This window comes from Bacilliculturomica massiliensis (assembly GCF_900605495.1).
Classification (GTDB): domain Bacteria; phylum Bacillota; class Clostridia; order Peptostreptococcales; family Anaerovoracaceae; genus Bacilliculturomica; species Bacilliculturomica massiliensis.
Map to the genome: position 1 here is coordinate 615,931 of NZ_LR027603.1, position 22,024 is coordinate 637,954.

The window sequence follows — 22,024 nt, forward strand, 5'->3', positions numbered from 1 at the left end:
CGGCGGGCATGGAAGGAACTGAAGTTACAAGTTACGGGTAGTTGGTCTGAGGATCCTGTGGTCGGTATTCCGCTTACATGAGGGAAGGGGCAGAAGACAAAAGTCTGAAGTCGTCATGCATCAATATTTGGAAGGATAAATAATATGAAACTGTTACACACGTCAGATCTGCATATTGGCAAGCGCGTCAACGGGTTTTCCATGATTCCGGATCAGGAATACATACTGAATCAGATCCTGGCCGTCACAGAGGCGGAAGGGCCGGACGCGGTGCTGATCGCAGGGGATGTCTACGATAAAACGCAGCCGCCGGCTGAGGCGGTGGAACTTTTGGACGAGTTCCTGACAGCGCTGCTGGAACGGGCGCCGGCGGTATTTCTCATCAGCGGAAATCACGATTCGCCGGAACGGCTGGGGTTTGGCAGTCGGATCATGAAAAACAGAGGGCTGCACATCGCGGGAGTGTTTGGCGGGAAGTTGGAGAAAGAGCGGCTGACGGATGAGCATGGAGCGGTGAATGTGTATTTGATGCCGTTTATCAAGCCTTCTACAGTTTCGCCTTTTACGGGCGGAACGCCGGAGTCGTACGACGAGGCCGTGCGGGCGGTGATCGCGGGCGCCGGGATCGACGCGGGGGAACGGAATGTGCTGGTGGCGCATCAGTTCGTGACCGGCTGTGGACAGGAACCGGAGCGGTCGGATTCAGAAAATATATCCATCGGGGGCGTAGACAATGTGGACGTCTCTGCTTTTGATGTGTTTGATTATGTGGCGCTGGGCCATCTTCACGGCCCTCAGCGGATCGGCCGGGATACGGTCCGCTATGCGGGATCGCCTCTGAAGTATTCCTTTTCGGAGGCAATGCAGAAGAAGTCGGTGACCATGGTGGACTTGGGGCCTAAGGGCGAGATCGGACTTCGACAGATACCTCTGCGTCCGCTGCGGGATATGCGCCGGATCAAAGGGCCGTTGGATGAGCTTTTGAAATGGGGCCGCAGGGCGCAGGAGGATGGGTTCCGGCAGATTTCCATGTTTGAGGCCGTTGAGGGGGCGGGTGGATCTGAAGCAGGTGGATCAGGAGGATCCGAAGCAGATCCGGCGGAGCTGTGTCTGCAGTCCGATCACCCCGATCGCCCGACGCTGGCTCGGCACGGAGTCGGCGGGGAGACCCGGCTTTCAGAGCATCAGGATTACATAGCGGCGGTGCTGACCGACGAGGAGGAACCGTATGACGCCATCGGCAGACTGCGGACGGTGTATCCGAATCTGATGATGCTGGAGTTCGAGAACAGCCGGACTCAGGCTGGAAACAGCCCCATTTTCGCAAGCGGCAGCGACGTGGCGCGAAAAAGTCCGGCGGAGCTTTTCGCCGACTTTTATGAACAGCAGAACGGAGAGCTGATGAACAGAGAGCAGGAAGAGATCCTTAAGGATATTTTGGAGCAGGCGGGAGGAAGAGAGTTATGAAACCTTTGAAGCTGGTGATAAGCGCCTTCGGGCCCTACGCTGGACGGACGGAGATCGATATGGAACAGCTGGGCGGCCGCGGGCTGTTTCTGATCACCGGGGACACGGGGGCGGGGAAGACTACGTTGTTTGACGCCATCTCGTTTGCGCTGTTCGGCGAAGCCAGTGGATCGAACCGTACGGCGGACACCATGCGCAGCGATTTTGCAGGACCGGAGGAAAAGACCTTCGTGGAACTGACCTTTTCGCACAGAGGAGCGGTGTATTTTATTCGCAGAAATCCCAAATACGAGCGGCCGAAAAAGAGCGGTACCGGTATGACTGCGGAGAATTCTGACGCGGTGATGAATTTTCCCGACGGATCGGTAGTTTCCGGATATAAGGAGGTCTCCGGGAGGATCGTGGAGCTGCTGGGGATCACCTGCAGGCAGTTTAAACAGATATCCATGATCGCTCAGGGGGAGTTTCAGTCTATGCTGCTGGCGGACAGCCGGGAGCGGGGAGAAATTTTTCGCAGAGTTTTCAGCACGGAGATCTACGAGTATGTGCAGAAATCGCTGAAGGAACGGGAGAAGGCGGCGCGGTCCCTCTGCATGGAGGATGAGCGGCGCATTTTACAGTATATGAGCGGTATCCGCTGCCCGGAAGAGACGGAAGCGCCGGCGGCGGAGGATGGAGGGCAGAGGGAGAATGCAGGGCTGTCTGTTCTGCGTCAGCTGTCTTCAGAACCGGATGTGCACAAGGCGGACGAGGTCCTGACAGCGCTGACCGGGCTGTTGGAGCTGGACGAAAGGCGCGCGTCATCCCTGGAGAAAGAGGGAGAAGCTCTCTCAAAAATGATCGCGGAACAGGCGGCCCGGATCGTGGAGGCAGGCTTTGTGAACAAAGCTTTTGCGGATCTGGAGACGGCCGGAAAAAAACAGGATGCGCTTGCAGCGCAGTCCTGTTCCATGGAAAAGCTGCGCCTGGAGATCCTGCAGGCGGAAGACGCGGTTCAGAAGATCAGACCTTTGGAGGAACGGTATGAAAGTCTCAGCCGGGAATTCGCACAGCTGACGGAAAGCGCAGACCGTCTGGAGAAAATGGTGAAGGACCAGGCGGGCCAGACAGAAGCGCTGCGGGAAGCTTTCGAGAAGGAACAGGCCGGCGAGCCGGAGCGGGAGGCATTGCTGGCGGAGCAGAGCCGCGTGAAGGAGAGCCTGGGCCGGTACGAGAAGGCGGAAAGACTGAAAAATGAATGCAAGGTATTAAGCGAAAAACAGCGGATGCTGGAGGAAGAGCTGGCGGAGCTGGAACGGACCGGCGAGCAGCGGGAAAGGGACATCGCGGAGCGGAGCCAGGAGCAGAAAGAGTTGGCCGGCTCGGAGGCGGAGCTTTTACAGGTACAGCACGATGCCGAGATGATCAGGGCCAGGGAAGAGGGCCTGAACAACGCAGTGTGGCTGGCGGAAGAGCTTTGGTCAAAGGAGCGGGAACATGGAGAACTGCAGCGCAGATATCTTCAGGCGGAAGGACTTTTTCGGGCGGCGGATCAAGACTACGGGGAAAAAGAACGGAAATTTTTTCGCAATCAGGCAGGGATCCTGGCGGAAACGCTGCGGGAGGGAGAGCCTTGTCCGGTCTGCGGGTCGAGGGAGCACCCCGGAAAGGCGGCGCCTGAGCCGGACGTGGTAGGCGAGGGAGAGCTGCAGAGCCTGCGGGTGCGGCTGGAAGCGCTGAGAAAGGAGATGCAGACCGCCTCGGAACGGGCGAAGACGAAAGCGGCGGAGATCGAGACGGAATCAGAACGTCTGCGCGGGCTGGCTGTGGAACAGAAGCTGACCTGCGTGGCCTCGGCCGGCAGATCTGCCGGCCGAGGGACTGCCGGCGAAGGGACTGCCGGCGAAGGGACTGCCGGTGAAGGGACTGCCGGCGAAGGGACTGCCGGTGAAGGCAGACTGGCCGGAACAGACCTGTGGGACGCGGTCTGTTCGGAAGCGAAGTTCCTGCTGACCCAATGTGCGCAGGCGCGTGCAGACGTTGAAAAACGCGGGGCGCAGCTGAGAGAGCAGACCGAACGCAGGGCAGCCTGCGAGAAGGAACTGCAGGAATTGGCTGGGGCGCGCGCCGGGATCGCGGAGCAGACCGGGGTGAAGACAGCGGAAAAGAACGAGATCGGAGCCGCGCTGGCAGGTCTCAGGGGAGAGCTTTCCGCCCTGGAAAAAGGACTGGAGTTTCCCTCCTATACGAAGGCGAGAGAGCGTGCGGATCTGCTGCAGTCGGAGTTTCTGAGCAGGAAGAAGGAGCTGGAAGCTGCGGGGGAGAGTTACCGGAGGGGAAAGGCGGAACTGGACAAGAACCAGGCGCTGCTTACCGACCAGCGCGGACGGCTGGTGGAACTGGGGGAGCGGACGGAGGAGGCCGGGCGGCGATACCTGGATGCAGTTCGGTCCTGCGGTTTTTCCGACGGGGAAGAATACCGTCGGGCTCTGCGTCCGGAACAGGCACTTCTTCAGATGAAGAGAGATCAGGAAGCCTATCAGGACGCGGTGAAGGCCACGGAGCGGGAATTGGTGCGGCTGACTGCGGAGACGAAGGAAAAGAGCGTCTTCGACATGACCGCGCTGGAGGACCGGAAGCGGGAGCTGGAAGAGCAAAAGCTGCGGCTGGAGAAAGAGCAGCGCGGATTGGCGTCAAGGATGGGGGCCAATGAGACTGCGGCGGCAGGGCTGAAGCGATCACTGCGAGAGTACGAAACGCATCAGGCGGACTTCGTCTCCGTCAGCGGTCTTTCCAGAACAGCCAACGGAGAACTGACGAAGAAACAGAAGCTGGCCTTCGAACAGTATGTACAGGCGTTTTATTTTGAACAGGTTCTTTATGAGGCGAACAAACGAATGGAGCGGATGACCGGAGGCAGATTCGAGCTGTTCCGCCGTCAGGAGGCTGGAGATTTCCGCTCCCAGACTGGATTGGACATCGAAGTACTGGATCATTACACAGGAAAACTGAGACCGGCCAAATCGCTTTCCGGCGGGGAGTCCTTTAAGGCGGCTCTTTCTCTGGCGCTGGGGCTGTCCGATGTGATCCAGAGCTTTGCGGGAGGCGTTCAGGTGGATACGCTGTTCATTGACGAGGGTTTTGGTGCGCTGGACGGAGAGTCGCTGGAACAGGCCATTCAGACACTGGCGGCTCTGGCCGGAGGAGACCGTCTGGTGGGGATCATCTCGCATGTGAGCGAGTTGAAAGAACGCATCGACAAGCAGCTGGTCATACGGAAGTCCGCGGAGGGAAGCCGGGTGGAGATAAGAGCCTGAAGAAGCAGCTGCAGATCGCCGTCGCTTCCTGCCGCAGTTCGTATATGGGAGAAAAGAGGGATAGAAGATGGAAACGGTATACCGGGATAAAAGCCGCTGCTGCGGCTGCAGCGCGTGCCGAAGTTTGTGCGGCGCGGGCGCTGTTGAGATGAGAGCAGATGAGGAAGGTTTTCTCTATCCGGTCATCGATCAGGAGAAATGTGTCAATTGCGGGCGCTGCCGGCTTGCGTGCCCGTTTGAGAAAGAGGATCACTATCAGAATCAGGGAGGATCGAAATTCTACGCGGCAAAGCACAGATCCCAGGATGTACTGCGAAGGTCGGCCTCCGGGGGAGCCTTTACCGCGCTGTCGGACGCGGTGCTGGCCGATGGAGGCGTAGTCTACGGCGCCGATTTTGACGGGGAGTTCCGCGTCCGTCATGCCAGAGCGGAGACAGTGGAACAGCGTGACCGCATGCGGATCTCGAAATACGCGCAGAGCCATATGGGGACGATGTTCATCCGGGCGGCAGAGGACCTGAAGGCCGGGCGAAGGGTACTGTTTACGGGAACGCCCTGCCAGCTGGCGGGACTGAAGGCCTTTCTCGGATCTGGCCGAGGAGGATCGGAGCTGCTGGAAAACCTGTATCTGTGTGATCTGATCTGTCACAGCGTTCCCAGTCCGCTGGTCTGGGCGGATCTCGTCTCCCTGCTGGAAGAGGAATACGGCGGGAGGCTGGCGGAGGTGGAGTTTCGAACCAAGGATCTGCCCTGGAACCGCGTGAACAGCAAAAAGACATTTACCTTCCGCCTGGAAGGGTGCGGCAGGACTTATGTGGACAATCGCTTTTACGAGCTGTATTTCGGCCGAATGACCATCATGCGGCCCTCCTGCGAGAACTGTCCCTTCTGCAGCCCGCGGAGGACCGGCGATGTGACGATCGCGGATTACTGGGGCGTGGAAAAGTACGCGCCCGAACTGGATGATCCCCTCGGCGTATCGCTGGTACTGTCCAACACGGAAAAAGGGAGAGAGCTGCTGGAGAAATGCCGGGCGGATCTGACTCTGCAGGAAAGGCCGTCGTCGGAGGCCATGACAGAGCAGGGGCGGCTCAGCACGCCCGTATCTTATCCCGAAGACCGGGCGGAATTCTGGGAAACGTATCGGCGGGACGGACTGGCGGCCACGCTGAAGATCTGATCATCCGACAGGAAAACGGCGGTGAGGAAGGCGGTCGTTTTTCTCCGTAAATGCAGGAATACCGGCGAAAAATGCGGTGGAGTATGATATACTGTGAAGAAAGAAGTTTCCTTTGGAAACGGGAAGCCGGCACGGCTAAATCTAACAGCGTTCGATAAAGGGGAAAAGGGATCATGGACGGGAAAAAAGAAGAGATAGAGAGAGCGGGACGCGCTCAGAGGAACAAAAGCGAGAAGCGGCGGCTGAAACTGCCGAGGCTGCCGGGGGACTATCTGCGAAAGGTCCTGATCGCAGCTGCGGCTGCTCTGATTTTTTTTGGATTTGGCGTGTGGGTGGCGGGACGCCCGGCGGAGGGACCAAAGATCACGTCGGATCTGGTCAGCAGCAGGATCGAGGAGATCAGCGAACTGGCGGTCACCGAGTACCGCTACACCAACGTGGGGAAGTTTGAAAATCGTCTGGATTTTTACGGCTGGGAGGTTCCGCTGACCATGAAGCGGTTCATTATCTCGTATGACGGGACCATAAAGGCGGGAGTCGATATGAGCCAGGCCACGGTAAAAGTGGCAGCCAACGGCGACATCTCTGTGACACTGCCGCAGGCGGCAATACTGTCCCACGAGATCGATCTGGAAAGCATCACGGTGTTTGACGAGACGAAAAATATTTTTAATCCGATCCAGATCACGGATTATGTGGATTTTTCCAAGGATCAGCAGGCGTCTTCGGAGAATGAGGCTGTGGAAAAAGGCCTGCTGGCGGAAGCGCAGGGGAAGGCGGAAGAAGTGGTGACGCAGTGGCTCGCCGCACTGTACGGAAATGCGGAAAACGGCGGCCCGAAGATCACGGTGACAGTTAACAACTAGGACAAGAAAGAGCAGAGACAGCATGCCGTCCGGTATGCTGTCTCTTTTTTTGAAAAAAATTGCCGAGGGAGGCCAGTCATATTTACAGATAAAAAATGAGATCAGATCGGCGTCTGCGGAAACGTCGGCCAGGTCATTCCTCTGCATAAAACAAAGCGGAACCGAAAAGAATAGAGGCAGATCAATATCTGTGATTTTTGAGGAGGAATGAAAAATGAAAAAAAGATTGGCCATATTTTTATGTCTGGCTGTGATTTTGTCCTTCGGTCTCTTAGCCTCGGGCTGCGGCGGCGACGACGAGCAGGGCGATGACAAGACGGCCTCTGGCGGAACCATATATTATCTGAATTTCAAGCCGGAGGTGGCGGACGTCTACAAGGATATCGCGGCGGCTTACAAGGAAGAGACGGGAGTCACGGTGAATGTGGTGACGGCGGCTTCCGGAACCTATGAACAGACGCTGAAATCGGAGATCGCCAAGGCTGAGGCGCCGACGATCTTCCAGATCAACGGTCCCCGGGGTTATCAGAACTGGAAGGATTACTGCGCCGACCTGTCGGGTACGGAGCTTTACAAGCATATGACAGATCCCACGCTGGCCATCCGCGACGGAAGCGGGGTGTACGGGATCCCATTTGTCATAGAGGGATACGGCATTATCTATAACGACGCGATCATGCGGGATTATTTTGAGCTGAAAACAAAGAAGACAGATGTATCGTCTATGGAGGATATACAGGATTTCGCCACGCTCAAGGCTGTGGTGGAAGACATGCAGGCGCAGAAGGACGCGCTGGGAATCAAAGGCGTTTTCGCGTCCACCTCTTTGAAGTCGGGAGAAGACTGGAGATGGCAGACTCACCTGGCCAATATTCCGATCTACTATGAATTTCAGAAAAACGACGTGGATCTGACAGGGGACGAGACCAGGGAGATCCAGTTTCAGTACGATCAGGAGTTTAAAAACATATTCGATCTGTATATCAACAACTCTGTGACAGACCCCAAAATGCTGGGAAGCAAGCAGGTAGCCGATTCCATGGCGGAGTTCGCCCTGGGCCAGTGCGCCATGGTGCAAAATGGAAACTGGGCCTGGAGCCAGATCGCTGAAGTCAGCGGAAATACGGTAAAAGCTGAAGACATCCATTTCCTGCCTATCTACATGGGCATGGAGGGAGAAAAGGATCAGGGATTGTGCATCGGCACGGAAAACTTTATCGCTGTCAACAGCCAGGCCAGTCCGGAACAGCAAAAGTTGGCGGAGGATTTTCTGTACTGGCTCTACAGCAGCGATACAGGCAAGGATTTCGTGACCAATCGTCTGGAATTCATCGCACCTTTCGACACCTTCAATGAGGACGACCGTCCTTCCGATCCGCTGGCCCGAGAGGTCATGGACTGGATGGAGCGGGAGGACGTGCATACTATTCCGTGGAACTTTACGCTGTTTCCCAGCCAGACCTTTAAAGATGATTTTGGCGCGGTCCTGCTGCAGTACGCACAGGGGCAGAAGAATTGGGACGACGTAAAAAATCTGGTAGTGACCCAGTGGAAATCGGAAAGCCGGTAGAAAAAGATCTGGGGCAGACAAAACCGGTAGATCAGATTAGAAGGAGGAAACGCCCGTGCAAAAGACATTGAGAAGATACGCCGCCGTATTTGTGCTGCCCACAGCCGTGGCTTTTACCGTGGCGTTCCTCATTCCTTTCCTTATGGGGATCTATCTGTCCTTTACAGAATTCACAACGGTGACCAACGCCAAATGGGTGGGATTCTCCAACTATGTGCGCGTCTTTCGGGACAGTTCTGATTTTACCAATGCCTTCTGGTTCACGGCGAAGTTTACAGTAGTATCCGTGGTGCTGGTCAATCTCTTCGCATTCTCTCTGGCCATGCTGCTTACCAGAGGGATCCGCGGCACAAATGTATTCCGCACCGTGTTTTTTATGCCCAACCTCATCGGCGGGATCGTCTTGGGATATATCTGGCAGCTGATCATCAACGGCGTGCTGTCCTGGTTTATGGTGGACATCACGTTTTCGGCCTCCTACGGCTTCTGGGGGCTGGTGATCCTGATGAACTGGCAGCTCACCGGCTATATGATGATCATTTATATCGCAGCCATCCAGAATATTCCCTCCGATCTGCTGGAGGCGGCGGCCATCGACGGGGCGTCCCCACGGCAGGTGCTGCGCAACGTAATTCTGCCCATGGTGATGCCGGCCGTCACCATATGCACGTTTCTGACGCTGACGAACTCCTTCAAGCTGTTCGATCAGAATTTTGCGCTGACTGGGGGAGCGCCGGGCAGGGAGACCGCCATGCTGGCGCTGGATATCTACAACACATTCTATGGAAGAGTCGGATATGAAGGAATGGGGCAGTCCAAGGCGGTGCTGTTCTTCATTATGGTAGCGGCTATCGCGTACCTGCAGCTGCGGGCCACGCGGGACAGGGAGGTGGAAAACGTATGACGGGGAAAGAAAAAAAGGCGGCCCGACGGGTACTGTTTGTGTGGCTGGTCTTTCTGGCCGCTGTTTTTGTGGCGCCCATACTGGTGGTTCTTCTGAATTCCTTTAAAGGGCAGTTTTATATTACGGATGAACCGTTCCGGCTGCCCACGGCGGAAACCTTTGTGGGCTTGACCAATTATGCCGCGGGCATCGCAAAGACCGGATTCTGGCAGGCGTTCGGATATTCCCTTTTCATCACCGTATGCTCCGTGGGCGTCATCGTGCTGTTTACCGCCATGACTGCATGGTATATCACACGGGTGAAGAGCAGACCCGCCCGGATCTTTTATTACCTGCTGGTATTCAGCATGATCGTACCCTTCCAGATGGTAATGTTTACGATGTCGAAGCTGGCCAACATGCTGGGGCTGGATAATCCCGCGGGCATTGTTTTTATCTATCTGGGCTTCGGCGCAGGCCTTTCCGTCTTTCTGTTCAGCGGCTTTGTCAGAGCTATTCCGGAGGAGATCGAGGAAGCGGCCATGATCGACGGCTGCAATCCGATCCAGATGTTTTTTCTGGTGGTATTTCCCATGCTGCGTCCTACCGCGGTGACCATTGCCATCCTCAATACCATGTGGATCTGGAACGACTATCTGCTGCCCTATCTGGTCATTGGGAACAAGTACAAGACGATCCCCATTGCAGTGCAGTATCTCCAGGGAGGCTACGGTTCGCGGGACATGGGTGCGCTGATGGCGCTGCTGGTGCTGTCGATCGTTCCGATCATCGTATTTTATCTGACGTGTCAGAAGCATATTATAAAAGGCGTGGCGGCAGGAGCGGTAAAAGGTTAGAAACAGATTCAGAAACAACTCGGGAGGAAGACTTGTATGGCGGGGATCACGCTTAAAAATGTAGTTAAGACATATGGACCGGAGGCGACGGTAATACCGGGGATGGACCTGGAGATCCGCGATAAGGAGTTTTTGATCCTTGTAGGGCCCTCCGGCTGCGGAAAATCTACCACGCTTCGGATGATCGCGGGTCTGGAGGAGGTGTCCTCCGGCGAGCTCTATATCGGCGACCGTCTGGTGAACGACGTAGCGCCGAAGGACAGGGATATTGCGATGGTGTTCCAGAGCTATGCCCTCTATCCCCATATGACCGTGTACAAAAATATGGCCTTCGGTCTGGAACTGCGCAAAACGCCAAAAGAAGAGATCGACAGCAAAGTGCGGGAAGCGGCGAAGATGCTGGATCTTGAGCGGTATCTGGACCGGAAACCGCGGTCCCTTTCCGGCGGTCAGCGCCAGAGAGTGGCGCTGGGCCGGGCCATGGTCCGGAATCCTGAGGTGTTTCTGCTGGATGAACCGCTGTCCAATCTGGACGCCAGACTGAGGACGGAAATGCGCAGTCAGATCGGGGAGCTGCACAGGCGTCTGCAGACTACTTTCGTCTATGTGACTCACGATCAGACAGAAGCCATGACCATGGCGGACCGCATCGCAGTATTGAAAGACGGAGTGATCCAGCAGGCGGACACGCCGAAAAAACTGTACAATGAGCCCTGCAACATGTTTGTGGCGGGTTTTATCGGTTCTCCTCAGATGAATTTCATAGAGGCCAGACTGGAAAAGGGAGAAGGGGACGACTGGTACCTGAACAGCGGCGCGCTTGCCATGCAGGTCCCGCCGGGAAGGTTTTCCGGTGAGCGCTTGCAAAAATACGCGGGAACCACTATAATAGTGGGCATCCGGCCGGAGGATGTGATCTCCGTGGACTCTCATCGCTATAAGGAAAGCGACGGGCTGATCCGCGGACAGGTGCAGACGGCGGAGATGACTGGGGCCGAGGTCTATCTGACCATTCTAACATCCGGCGGCAGCCGTGTGATGGCGCGGGTCTCCTCCCGGATCATGCCGCAGGTGGGCGATGAGATCACCCTGGCTGCGGACGGCGACAAACTTCACTTATTTGACAGAGAAACGGAGCAGGCGATCAGATGAGAACAAGCGGCGTATTGATGCACATTTCCTCGCTGCCTTCGCCCTATGGGATCGGTACCTTCGGGCGCAGCGCTTACGAGTTTATAGATTTTCTGTTCGACGCGGGGCAGAGCTTCTGGCAGATCCTCCCTCTGGGTCAGACCAGCTACGGCGACTCTCCGTACCAGTCCTTTTCCACCTATGCGGGGAATCCCTATTTCGTGGATCTGGATACGCTGGCCTGGCAGGGCCTGCTGTTCCCGGAAGATTTTCGGGATGCAGAATGGGGAACTGACCCGGAAGAAGTGGACTACGAAAAAATGTACAGGATGCGCTACCCCGTGCTGCGTCTGGCGGCCCGCCGTTTTTTAGACCGGGGTCCGGCGGAATTTTCGGAATTCTGCGCTGCAGAAAGCCGCTGGCTGGAAGATTACGCGCTGTTTATGGCGCTGAAGGATCAGCGCGGCGGGGCGGCCTGGCAGGAGTGGGAAGAACCCCTGCGAAGACGTGAGTCCGCAGCGTTGGAACATGCCCGATGCGAACTGGCCGATGATATCCGATTCTGGAAGGTGGTGCAGTTCTGGTTCTTTACGCAGTGGCGGGAGGTCAAGCGCTATGCCAATGACAAAGGCATCCGGATCATCGGCGATCTGCCGATCTATGTGGCGGCGGACAGCGCGGACGTCTGGGCCGATCCCGCACAGTTTCAGCTGGACGAAGACCTTCGGCCTGTCAATGTGGCCGGCTGCCCTCCCGACGGATTTTCCCGGCTGGGCCAGCTGTGGGGCAATCCGTTGTTTCGCTGGGACAACATGAGGGAGGACGGCTACGGCTGGTGGTTCGGGCGGATCGCCCAGGCCTCGGAACTTTTCGATGTGATCCGCATCGACCACTTTCGCGGCTTCGATTCTTATTATTCCATTCCCCGGGATCTTCCAGACGCCCGGGTGGGACGCTGGGAACAGGGACCCGGCATAGAGTTTTTTCACCGCATGAGGGAAGCTCTGGGGGAAAAGGATATTATCGCTGAAGATCTGGGATTTCTCACAGATTCAGTGCTTCAGATGGTACAGGATTCCGGTTATCCGGGGATGAAAGTGCTGCAGTTCGCCTTCGACGCCCGGGAGGAAAGCGACTATCTGCCCTATCATTACGGGCCGCACTGCGTGGTCTATACAGGCACCCACGACAATGACACCGTACTGGGTTGGATGGAACACGCTCCGGCGGAGGACGTAGAATTTGCAAAGCGATACCTGAGATTGACTGAAGAAGAAGGATTCCACTGGGGCATGATGCGCGGGGCGCTGGAAAGTGTGGGAGACACGGCTATCCTCACCATGCAGGATATCCTGGGACTTGACGGCCGGGCCCGTATGAACACGCCATCCACCCTAGGCTGCAACTGGAAATGGCGCATGAAGGCCGGCGCTGTTACAAAAGAGCTGACCGCACGGCTGAGAGAATATACGCAGACTTATGGCAGGCTCAGGGAATAGAGGTCTTGCTATTGAATTCATTGTAAGGAATGAACGGTTGAATTTGAATGAACGTACTTGATGAACGCATTTGATGAACATAGATCTATGTAAAGGGCTGGGCTACTTCTCATTGAAGTCGACCCAGTCTTTTGCTTCTTTGACGTCGTCCGGCGATGGAATCGCCTCATTGGAATCCGGTTCACGCTTGTAGTCGTTTGCCAGCGGGAATGTTTTGTAAGCTTCTTTCTTTTCCATTTTAGATCTCCTTTATCTTTTTCTTTAGTTTTTGCGCTTGTGTGTTAGAATATACGCAGGAGAAGCGCCCGGGGATCTGGAAGAAACCTAGGGATCAGGAAGAAATGAGAGAGGTGAAGAGTATGGAAACCAATAAACTGAAAATATTACTGGGAGATATCACACAGCAGAAAGTGGACGCCATCGTCAACGCGGCCAACTGCAGCCTTCTGGGAGGCGGCGGGGTGGATGGCGCCATCCATCGGGCCGCGGGCCCGGAACTGCTGAAGGAATGCCGGACGCTCCACGGCTGTGAGACGGGACAGGCAAAGATCACCAAAGGATACGATCTTCCATGTGATTTTGTAATCCATACGCCGGGCCCCATCTGGCGGGGCGGAAACAACGGCGAGGCCGGTCTGCTGGAAAGCTGTTACCGTTCCTGCTTCAGGCTGGCTGAAGAAAACGGTGTGAAAACTATCGCTTTTCCTTCTATCAGCACAGGCGTGTATTCCTACCCCCTGGAAGCTGCGGCCGCCATCGCCGTAAATACCATACTGGATGAGATCGGGAAAAATCCGGAGATCAAGTCTGTATCCATGGTCTGTTTCAGCCCTGATGTAAAAGCTGCTTACGAGAAGGCGCTGGAGGGGGCGGGGAGATAAAGGAAGAATTCACACCGAATTCCTATATTATATGGTTGTTAAAATGGCTGTAAAATGTTAAAATATTATAGATAAACCAGATGATTTTTTCCTTGACTTACATTTTACGTAGACTAGTTGAATGGATGAAATGAACCGGCTATTGTATGAAGCTGTTTTGCAGCAGAGGTAGCGCCATGAGACGTCGTTTAACTGTGTCCGAATTGTTCCATTCTGCTGTTGATCATCAGTTGTTTTATCATGGAGATTTTGATTTCCCGTACGCTTAGCGTGCGGGATTTTTTTTGTTTTGTGACTATATAGTTCCGGAATCAATGCTAACATCAACGAAATAAGGAGAGAGATCAATGGAACATATTGCGCATGAAAAAATACGGGATGGAAAAGTCGAGATACAGACTATAAAAGAGCACACGGAAAAGACAAAGCTTTCTGCCGGTCATTTCGGCCAGAATGCGGGCCTGCGGTCTTTTGTGGAATTGGCCGCGCTGGTCCATGATATGGGCAAGGAGACCAGCGCGTTCTGGGAATATATTCACCGCGTCTGCCTGACGGGCAGTCACGCTGAAAAAGGCAGTGTCGACCACGCCACAGCCGGGGCTTATTATATTTTTTCCAAATATCACAATGGCAGCAAAATAAGAAGGATCACCGCAGAGATGCTGGCCATGGTGACCGCCTATCATCACGGCGGGTTAGGTGATTTTGTGGATCTGGACTGTCATTCAGAATTTTTAAAACGCATGGCAAAGGCGCCGGAAAGCTATGGATACGAGGAAGCGATCCATAATTACTTTACAAATTGTTATACAGAGAAAGAGATCGAAGCGTTGTTCGATGGGGCGGTATTGGAAATAGAAGCTGTTCTGAGACGCACAGGAGAGATCAGGTTAAAAGATGAGTTGGTCGTCGGGCTTCTCACAAAGTTTGCCTACAGCTGCCTGATCGACGGGGATCGGCTGGATGCGTTTTGCTTCGAAAAAGGCTGCCCGATCGAGACCTTTTTAACAGGGTTCAAAGATTGGAGCACATACGCGAAGGCGCTGGAAGCGAGACTGGATTCATTTGAAATGCCCAAGGGGAAAACAGAACGCCGGGTCATGGAACTGCGCATGAAAGTGGCTGAGGAATGTCTTAACTATTCACGAAATCCCAAGGGAATCTATCGACTGACAGTACCCACGGGAGGCGGAAAAACGTATGCCTGTTTTCGATACGCCCTTGCACATGCAGAGCAGATAGGGATGGATCATATCATTTACATTGCGCCGTTTTTGACTATATTGGATCAGAATGTGAGGGATATGCGGGAAGTGTTTCATATCGGCAAAGACGACGTGGAAACGCTTCTGGAATTCGACTCCAATGTACTTTCCATACCGGTCGAGGATGAAGAAAAACAGGAATTTCTCATGCTGGCGTCGGAGCGGTTTGAGGCGCCGTTCATTTTCACCACGTTAGTTCAATTTTTAAATTCCTTCTACGCCGCAGGATCGGGAAATACCCGCAGACTTCATCAGTTCTCCCGCTCTGTGATTATTTTCGATGAAGTTCAGGCGGTGCCCTATCGGTGTATCAACCTGTTTAACACTGCGATCAATTTTCTCGCAGAGGTGTGCGGAAGCACGATCATTCTGTGCACGGCCACTCAGCCGGAGCTGAGCAAGACAGCCAAACCGCTTATGGCCAGGAATCAGGGAGAGATGATCTCCGATACAGCAACGCTGTTTTCTGAACTGAAGAGGACGGAGATCGTGGACTGCAGAAAACCGTCGGGTTACACCATTGATGAAATGGAAGCGTTTGTATGGGAGAAGGCGGAAGCCGAGGGGAACGCTCTCGTCATTTTAAATAAGAAGAAGCAGGCCGAACAGCTTTACAGAGCAATAAAGAGCAGAAACAGCGCATCGGAAGGAGATCTGTTTCAAATATTTCATCTGAGTACTCATATGTGCCCGACTCATCGGATGGACGTCCTTCAAAAAGTGATCGATGCCCTGGAACGGGGAGAACGTGTGATCTGTATCAGCACCCAGTTGATCGAGGCCGGAGTCAACATCAGCTTTTCCTGTGTGGTAAGAGCGGTTGCAGGCCTGGATTCCATGGCTCAGGCCGCCGGCAGATGCAACAGACACGGAAGCGCAGGGACCGTCAAGATGGTCTATCTCATCAATCCGGCAAACGAAGATTTGAGCAAGCTGCAGGAAATGAAATGGGGGAAAGAACAGTGCGAGCGGATCTTGGATTCTTTTGCCGGGGACAGCGAACCGTACGATCACAGTCTGCTTTCTCCGGCCGTCATGGCAAAGTATTTTGATTATTATTATCAGAAAGCAAAACCGCTGATGAATTACCCCGTGAAGGGTCTGGAAAACACTTCGATCATGACGCTGCTGGGCAAAAATTCCGTCGGTGTGGAGTCTTATAATGAAAACAACAATGTTCCTCTTGTTCTGGAATGTGCGCAGGCGCATAGAACGGCGGCAAAGGGATTTGAGGTGATCCCGGGGGGGACGATTTCTGTAGTGACGGACTATGGAAAAGAGGGAAAGGAGCTGATCGCGAAACTGAGCGGCAGCTGTGAACTGGGTGAAATGAAAAGGCTGCTGAAGCTGGCTCAGCGCTATTCCGTAAACCTGTACCGCTGGGAATTTGAAATTCTTATGAAGAACGGAGGCGTTGCGCCCTTGAGAGACGGAGCGGTCTACGCACTTGTATCTGGCTTTTATGACGACGAGACGGGGATCGATCTGGAAGGAAGCAGCTTTATGGGCGCATTGAACGTTTAGGGCTGCAGTATATAAACGAAAAAACCTGCCATAGCGGCAGGGCATTCCGTTAATTTACCTATATAGTTTTCAATCCTCGGATCTGGGAAGATCCGGCAGTACATCATGTTGATGTACAAAATGACTTTATCATAGGAAAAAGAAATAGAGGAGGTGATAGAAAATGATATACATAATAGGTGGAGGCGAGGGCAACATTTTGATGTTGTCCTCAGCCGGATATTATATATTGTTTCAAAAAATAGGGAAGGAGGAAAGGAATGCGGTATAAAAACGAGGTTTCCTTTGAGGTAACGGGAAAAACGGCGCTGTTTACAGATCCTTTGCTGAGGGCGGGAGGCGAGAAATGCACCTATCAGGCGCCCACCTATCAAGCGCTCAAGGGAGTCTGCGAGTCTGTATATTGGAAGCCGACCATTATATGGATCATCGATTCGGTCCGCATCATGAATCCCATCCGCACCCAATCAAAGGGGATCCGTCCGATCAATTACGCGGGTGGAAATACGTTGTCCTGTTACAGCTATCTGACCGATGTAAGGTATCAGGTAAAGGCGCATTTTATCTTCAATGAAAATCGCCCGGAGCTGAGGGAGGATTGGAATGAACACAAACATTTCCTGATCGCCAAACGGATGATCGAGCGCGGGGGACGTCGCGATATTTATTTGGGCTGCAGGGAGTGCCAGAGCTATGTAGAACCCTGCGTCTTTGGGGAAGGGACCGGATATTACGATGAATATGGAGAGATCGATCTGGGCGTTATGGTTCACGGGATTACCTATCCGGATGAGAGCGGCTTTGATGAAATGCAGGTGAGACTCTGGCGGCCAAAGATGGAAAATGGCTATATTCATTTTATTCGTCCGGAGGAATGTACGCTGATCCAGTCCATTCATCCACAGAAGAGAAAGGAATTTGGGGAAGGGAATTTTTCCGGTTTGGCGGAAGTAGGACTGTGGGATGAATCCCTGGAGCTGCAATTACAGAAGGAGGGGGTGAACTGGTGAGCTGGATTTCTAAGTTATATCAAACCTATGAAAATTGCAGTATTGAGATCGGCAGGATCCATTACGACGATAACAGCGTGGAGACCGGCGAAGCGCCGCTGCTGCCCATTGCCCACACCACTATGAATGCAAATGTGCAGCTGACGTTAAATGAAAGGGCGGAGTGTACGGGGGCCGCAGTATTAAACAAAAAGGAAGGAGTCACGATCATTCCCTGCACGGAAGAGTCCGCAGTCAGATCGGGGACCGCGCCGGTCCACCACCCACTCTTCGATAAGCTGCAGTATCTGGCCGGAGATTATGAAAAATACGGTGGAGAAAAAGGCGGAAAATTCTACGAAAGTTATATGTCGGATCTGGAGCGCTGGTGCAGCTCGCCTTATGCAAATCCCAAGGTGAACGTGATTTTTGCGTATCTGAAGAAAGGTACGCTGATCGGGGATCTGATCCGATTTGGGGTTTTGGTCTGCGGTGAGGATGGCAAGCTTCTGAAAAAATGGAATGGGAAGAAAGAGGATACGCCTCCTATTCTTAAAGCGGTAACCGGCAGTCAGCTGGACGCGGCGGTCCGCATTGCGGTTACAATAAATGGCGCCGTTTCAGAGCTGTGGGAAGACCCGAAGGTCTTTCAGGACTATATTGCTTACTATCTGAACAGCAGAAGCGGGGAAGCGATCTGTTACGGTTCAGGGGAACGGACTTCCTGCGCCACATTTTACCCTAAAAAGATCGTGCCCTTTGAGGCGAACGCGAAATTGATCTCGGCCAATGACAACGACGGTTTTACTTACCGCGGCCGGTTCACAGAGGGCAGCCAGGTGTCGCAGCTTAGCTATGAAATGTCAGAGAAGGCGCATAACGCGCTGCGTTGGCTGATCGACAAACAGGGAAAAACGATCGATAAACAGTGCTTTCTGGCATGGGGAACAAAAAATGAAGCGCTGCCGCCTGTTGCAGGAGATACAGTGGATCTGGTCAAACTGTACGAGCAGCGAGAAGCGGATGAAGACCTGCACGGTTTCACCAACGAGGCTTTTTCAAAGCGGTTCAATAAAGCGTTAAACGGATATCGTGCCAATTTAGATACGAAGGCGGAGGTTATTTTCATGGGGCTGCAGGCGGCTACAAAAGGCCGGCTGTCCATCTCCTTTTACAGAGAATTTTCAGGAAACGAATTTCTGGACCGAGTAGAGCAGTGGCATAAAATCTGTGCCTGGAATCATTCCTACGGCTTCGATCCTGAGACAAAGAAGCGCTTTTCCTTCGAAGGCGCCCCTTCCCCGGAGGATATCGTCCGCGTGGGATACGGCTCCAACTGCGGCGATAAATTGAAAGCAGCGCTGATCGCACGCCTTGTCTGCTGCATTGTGGACGGAACGCCGCTGCCCTGGGATATTGCCCACTGCGTCATCGTCAAGGCGTCCAATCCGATGGCGTATAAAGAAGAATGGGAACGAAGCAAGGCGCTGACCATCGCCTGCGCATTGTACAGAAAGATATATTTTGACAGAAGTAAAAGCAGTGGGAAAGGAGAGATATTACCAATGTCTTTGGATCACGAAAAGAGAGATCGGAGCTATTTGTATGGAAGGCTTCTGGCGGTAGCCCATTACATGGAACAGATCACGTTTGAAAAATGGAATGAGAGAGATACCAACGCCCAGCGGTACCAGTGTGCTTTCTCAAAACGGCCCTGCAAAACATGGCAGATCATCAAAGAAAATCTGAGCCCATACGAGACAAAACTTTTGAAAAAGCCCGGAGTTTTAAACGTGTGTCAGAAATTGATCGGAGAGATAAACGATCTGTTTGAAGCAGGAGAATTTGAGGTAGATGCGCCGCTGGATCCCCTGTATCTTCACGGCTATGAATGTCAGCTCAGCGAATTGTGGAGGGGGAAGGGCGACAAGAAGACCGGAGACGGCGAAGCGGCGCCTGTAGCAGGCCAAGACAGCAGTCAGGGATGAACCGGTAGAGAAAAATGGCAGCATATAGGAATCTGGATAAGTGAAAAGAAAGTGAGGAATAAACGATGGCTTTGAATAACAAGATTGATTTTGCTGTGGTAATTTCTGTAAAGAACGCCAATCCCAACGGCGATCCCCTGAACGGAAACAGGCCCCGGACTGATTTTGAGGGCCGTGGGGAAATTTCTGACGTGTGTATTAAACGAAAGATCAGAAACCGCCTGCAGGATATGGGGGAACGCATTTTTGTTCAGTCCGACGATCGGTGCGACGACGGTTTTACTAATTTGCGGGACCGGGCGCAGGGGGACGAAGAACTGAAGAAGCTGATGAAGGGAAAGGACGCGGATGCTTATATGAAAAAAGCCTGTGACAAGTGGATCGACGTCAGGAGCTTCGGACAGGTCTTTGCCTTCAAAGACAAGGATAAAGAGGGAGGCGTGTCGATCGGCGTGAGGGGTCCGGTGTCGGTCCATACGGCGGTAAGCGTGAGACCGGTGGATGTGACAAGCATGCAGATAACCAAGAGCGTAAACGGCGAACCGGGAGAGAAGCGGGGCTCCGATACCATGGGGATGAAGCACCGGGTGGATTTTGGCGTTTATATTATTTATGGGAGCATCAATCCGCAGTTGTCTGAGAAAACCGGATTTTCCGATGAAGATGCAGAGAAAATAAAACAGGCGCTGATCTCGCTGTTTGAGAATGACGCTTCTTCCGCCAGACCAGACGGCAGCATGGAGGTACATAAAGTCATCTGGTGGAAACACAACTGCAGATCCGGACAATATTCTTCGGCAAAAGTTCACCGTTCCCTGATCGTAAACGGCGATAAAATAGAAAGGGCAGACGATATAGCCGGCAACGTTCAGCTGACGCCGCTTGACGGGCTGGAAGCGCAAGTATTCGACGGCCGTTAGCCATGGAGGAATACAGAGAAGAGGATTTCCTGGCCCTGTCCGGTATTCAGCACTTCGTATTTTGCAGGCGGCAGTGGGCGCTGATCCATGTGGAACAGCAGTGGAAAGAGAACGTGCGAACGGTGGAAGGCGAGCAGCTGCACCAGCGCGCCCACGATACCTTCTCAAAAGAAAAGCGCGGCGGCCTGCTGATCTCGAGGGGGATGCCGGTGTTCTCCAAAACGCTGGGCATCCGGGGAGTCTGTGATGTGGTGGAGTTTCACACGGATGAAACAGGAGTATCGCTGTACGGGCGGGAGGGGCGTTATCTGCCCCTCCCGGTGGAGTACAAGCGGGGCAGGCCAAAGGAGACAGAGGCGGATATCTTGCAGCTTACTGCGCAGGCCATGTGTCTGGAGGAAATGCTGGTATGTGAAATAGAGACGGGATTTATGTACTATGGCGAGACGGCAAGACGGCATCGCGTGGATTTTACAGAAGAACTGAGAGCCCATGTCCGGGACATGTGCGCGGAAATGCATCGGATGTATGAACGCCGCTGTACGCCCAAAGTCAAAACGGGAAATAGCTGTAAAGCCTGTTCTATCGCTGATCTGTGTCTGCCGAAACTTTGCAGGGAGCTGTCGGTGAAACGCTACATAGAGAGGAGTCTGGCCGAATGAAAAAGCTGCTCAATACATTGTACGTCACAACGCCGGAGGCTTACCTTTCTCTGGACGGTGAAAATGTTGTGGTGCTCAAAGAAGATCGGACGCTCGGCAGAGTTCCGCTGCACAATCTGGAATCTATCGTCTCGTTCGGGTACACGGGAGCCAGTCCCGCGTTGATGGGCACCTGCGCGGAGCGCAGTATCGGACTTTGTTTTCTTACGAAGCACGGAAGACTGCTGGCCCGCGTTGTAGGCATGTCCAAGGGCAACGTCGTACTTCGAAAGGAGCAGTACGCGATCTCGGAAGATGAAGACCGCAGTTTGGGGATCGCGAAAAACTGCATATTAGGAAAACTTTTCAACTGTAAATGGGTTCTTGAGAGAGCCACAAGTGATTACGCCCTGCGGCTGGACACAGATAAAATAAAAAGAGCGTCCGCACAGCTGTCCGCGTCGCTGGAATCCGTCCGCAGCGCGGAGAATATGGATGAACTTCGCGGATATGAGGGAAAAGGCGCGGTTTCGTATTTTTTAGTTCTGGACGATCTGATCCTTCAGCAGAAGGATGATTTTTACTTTAGAGACAGAAATAAAAGACCGCCCCTCGATAACGTAAACGCGCTGTTGTCGTTTCTATATACGATCCTTGCGCATGAGACGGCCAGTGCGTTGGAAACCGTAGGATTTGATGCATATATAGGATTTCTGCACCGCGATCGTCCCGGAAGATTTTCTCTGGCATTAGATATGATGGAGGAACTGCGTCCAGTGCTCGCAGACCGTTTTGTGCTTTCCCTGATCAATAAAAAACAGGTGAAAAAAGACGATTTTCTGAAGAAGGAAAATGGAGCGGTATTTCTGACAGATGATGCGCGGAGAGAAGTATTATCCGCCTGGCAGGCCAGGAAACAGGAGACTATCACCCATCCGTTTCTGAATGAAAAAATGCCTTGGGGCCTGGTGCCTTATACGCAGGCTATGCTCCTTGCCCGATCTATCCGCGGCGACCTTGACGAATACCCTCCGTTTTTCTGGAAGTAGACTTCAGAAACGGGATGA

The 22,024-nt window shown here is 53.6% G+C and carries 17 protein-coding genes; 16 read left to right on the forward strand and 1 reads right to left on the reverse strand.

All coding sequences use genetic code 11. The features are described 5' to 3' along the window. Positions 1-144: 144 nt before the first annotated feature. From E0E37_RS12235 to malQ, 9 genes are all read left to right on the forward strand, one after another. Entirely contained in the window at positions 145-1,467 is a 1,323-nt protein-coding gene (locus E0E37_RS12235; RefSeq protein WP_130863316.1) for an exonuclease SbcCD subunit D, read from the forward strand. Further along, positions 1,464-4,763 (forward strand): AAA family ATPase, encoded by a 3,300-nt coding sequence (locus E0E37_RS12240; protein WP_130863317.1) that lies wholly within the window; start codon positions 1,464-1,466, stop codon positions 4,761-4,763. The genes E0E37_RS12235 and E0E37_RS12240 overlap by 4 nt, the downstream gene beginning before the upstream one ends. A 67-nt stretch (positions 4,764-4,830) precedes the next feature. Beyond that, positions 4,831-5,943, forward strand: a complete 1,113-nt coding sequence (locus E0E37_RS12245; protein ID WP_130863318.1) for a Coenzyme F420 hydrogenase/dehydrogenase, beta subunit C-terminal domain — start codon at positions 4,831-4,833, stop codon at positions 5,941-5,943. 173 nt (positions 5,944-6,116) lie between these two features. Continuing rightward, complete coding sequence (locus E0E37_RS12250; RefSeq protein WP_130863319.1) at positions 6,117-6,809, forward strand: DUF4230 domain-containing protein; 693 nt, start codon at positions 6,117-6,119, stop codon at positions 6,807-6,809. A 214-nt stretch (positions 6,810-7,023) separates the two neighbouring features. Continuing rightward, complete coding sequence (locus E0E37_RS12255; protein WP_130863320.1) at positions 7,024-8,379, forward strand: ABC transporter substrate-binding protein; 1,356 nt, start codon at positions 7,024-7,026, stop codon at positions 8,377-8,379. Positions 8,380-8,434: 55 nt separating this feature from the next. Continuing rightward, positions 8,435-9,283: a carbohydrate ABC transporter permease gene (locus E0E37_RS12260; RefSeq protein ID WP_130863321.1), complete on the forward strand. Its 849-nt coding sequence runs from the start codon at positions 8,435-8,437 to the stop codon at positions 9,281-9,283. Further along, positions 9,280-10,119, forward strand: a complete 840-nt coding sequence (locus E0E37_RS12265; protein WP_130863322.1) for a carbohydrate ABC transporter permease — start codon at positions 9,280-9,282, stop codon at positions 10,117-10,119. The genes E0E37_RS12260 and E0E37_RS12265 overlap by 4 nt, the downstream gene beginning before the upstream one ends. A 36-nt stretch (positions 10,120-10,155) precedes the next feature. Beyond that, on the forward strand, positions 10,156-11,271 hold the full coding sequence (locus E0E37_RS12270; protein ID WP_130863323.1) for an ABC transporter ATP-binding protein: 1,116 nt from the start codon (positions 10,156-10,158) through the stop codon (positions 11,269-11,271). After that, the gene (gene malQ, locus E0E37_RS12275; RefSeq protein ID WP_130863324.1) at positions 11,268-12,749 is read left to right on the forward strand and encodes a 4-alpha-glucanotransferase; all 1,482 of its coding nucleotides are present in this window, start codon (positions 11,268-11,270) and stop codon (positions 12,747-12,749) included. The genes E0E37_RS12270 and malQ overlap by 4 nt, the downstream gene beginning before the upstream one ends. A gap of 102 nt (positions 12,750-12,851) precedes the next feature. Here malQ and E0E37_RS12280 read toward each other — a convergent pair whose 3' ends face one another. Beyond that, positions 12,852-12,986, reverse strand: coding sequence for a CDIF630_02480 family spore surface protein (locus tag E0E37_RS12280; RefSeq protein ID WP_130863325.1), 135 nt, complete (start codon positions 12,984-12,986; stop codon positions 12,852-12,854). 122 nt (positions 12,987-13,108) lie between these two features. Between E0E37_RS12280 and E0E37_RS12285 the strand changes: the two genes are divergently transcribed. From E0E37_RS12285 to cas1c, 7 genes are all read left to right on the forward strand, one after another. After that, positions 13,109-13,630: an O-acetyl-ADP-ribose deacetylase gene (locus E0E37_RS12285; protein ID WP_130863326.1), complete on the forward strand. Its 522-nt coding sequence runs from the start codon at positions 13,109-13,111 to the stop codon at positions 13,628-13,630. Positions 13,631-13,977: 347 nt separating this feature from the next. Beyond that, positions 13,978-16,419 (forward strand): CRISPR-associated helicase Cas3', encoded by a 2,442-nt coding sequence (cas3, locus tag E0E37_RS12290; protein WP_130863327.1) that lies wholly within the window; start codon positions 13,978-13,980, stop codon positions 16,417-16,419. A 260-nt stretch (positions 16,420-16,679) separates the two neighbouring features. Beyond that, positions 16,680-17,429 (forward strand): type I-C CRISPR-associated protein Cas5c, encoded by a 750-nt coding sequence (gene cas5c, locus E0E37_RS12295; RefSeq protein ID WP_130863328.1) that lies wholly within the window; start codon positions 16,680-16,682, stop codon positions 17,427-17,429. Further along, a complete protein-coding gene (cas8c, locus tag E0E37_RS12300) occupies positions 17,426-19,396 on the forward strand; it encodes a type I-C CRISPR-associated protein Cas8c/Csd1 (RefSeq protein WP_165445337.1) in 1,971 nt (656 codons plus the stop codon). Before cas5c ends, cas8c begins: the two co-directional genes overlap by 4 nt. A 71-nt stretch (positions 19,397-19,467) precedes the next feature. Next, positions 19,468-20,316 carry a type I-C CRISPR-associated protein Cas7/Csd2 gene (gene cas7c, locus E0E37_RS12305; RefSeq protein ID WP_246019719.1) on the forward strand — a complete coding sequence of 283 codons (849 nt, stop codon included), beginning with the start codon at positions 19,468-19,470 and terminating at the stop codon, positions 20,314-20,316. A gap of 2 nt (positions 20,317-20,318) precedes the next feature. Beyond that, positions 20,319-20,978 carry a CRISPR-associated protein Cas4 gene (gene cas4 / locus E0E37_RS12310; protein ID WP_130863331.1) on the forward strand — a complete coding sequence of 220 codons (660 nt, stop codon included), beginning with the start codon at positions 20,319-20,321 and terminating at the stop codon, positions 20,976-20,978. After that, on the forward strand, positions 20,975-22,006 hold the full coding sequence (gene cas1c / locus E0E37_RS12315; RefSeq protein ID WP_130863332.1) for a type I-C CRISPR-associated endonuclease Cas1c: 1,032 nt from the start codon (positions 20,975-20,977) through the stop codon (positions 22,004-22,006). The genes cas4 and cas1c overlap by 4 nt, the downstream gene beginning before the upstream one ends. Positions 22,007-22,024 lie beyond the last annotated feature (18 nt).

Coding starts and splice junctions, on each gene's coding strand:
- E0E37_RS12235 (WP_130863316.1), top strand. CDS start 145: ATGAAACTGTTACACACGTCAGATCTGCATATTGGCAAGCGCGTCAAC.
- E0E37_RS12240 (WP_130863317.1), top strand. CDS start 1,464: ATGAAACCTTTGAAGCTGGTGATAAGCGCCTTCGGGCCCTACGCTGGA.
- E0E37_RS12245 (WP_130863318.1), top strand. CDS start 4,831: ATGGAAACGGTATACCGGGATAAAAGCCGCTGCTGCGGCTGCAGCGCG.
- E0E37_RS12250 (WP_130863319.1), top strand. CDS start 6,117: ATGGACGGGAAAAAAGAAGAGATAGAGAGAGCGGGACGCGCTCAGAGG.
- E0E37_RS12255 (WP_130863320.1), top strand. CDS start 7,024: ATGAAAAAAAGATTGGCCATATTTTTATGTCTGGCTGTGATTTTGTCC.
- E0E37_RS12265 (WP_130863322.1), top strand. CDS start 9,280: ATGACGGGGAAAGAAAAAAAGGCGGCCCGACGGGTACTGTTTGTGTGG.
- E0E37_RS12270 (WP_130863323.1), top strand. CDS start 10,156: ATGGCGGGGATCACGCTTAAAAATGTAGTTAAGACATATGGACCGGAG.
- malQ (WP_130863324.1), top strand. CDS start 11,268: ATGAGAACAAGCGGCGTATTGATGCACATTTCCTCGCTGCCTTCGCCC.
- E0E37_RS12280 (WP_130863325.1), bottom strand. CDS start 12,986: ATGGAAAAGAAAGAAGCTTACAAAACATTCCCGCTGGCAAACGACTAC.
- E0E37_RS12285 (WP_130863326.1), top strand. CDS start 13,109: ATGGAAACCAATAAACTGAAAATATTACTGGGAGATATCACACAGCAG.
- cas3 (WP_130863327.1), top strand. CDS start 13,978: ATGGAACATATTGCGCATGAAAAAATACGGGATGGAAAAGTCGAGATA.
- cas5c (WP_130863328.1), top strand. CDS start 16,680: ATGCGGTATAAAAACGAGGTTTCCTTTGAGGTAACGGGAAAAACGGCG.
- cas4 (WP_130863331.1), top strand. CDS start 20,319: ATGGAGGAATACAGAGAAGAGGATTTCCTGGCCCTGTCCGGTATTCAG.
- cas1c (WP_130863332.1), top strand. CDS start 20,975: ATGAAAAAGCTGCTCAATACATTGTACGTCACAACGCCGGAGGCTTAC.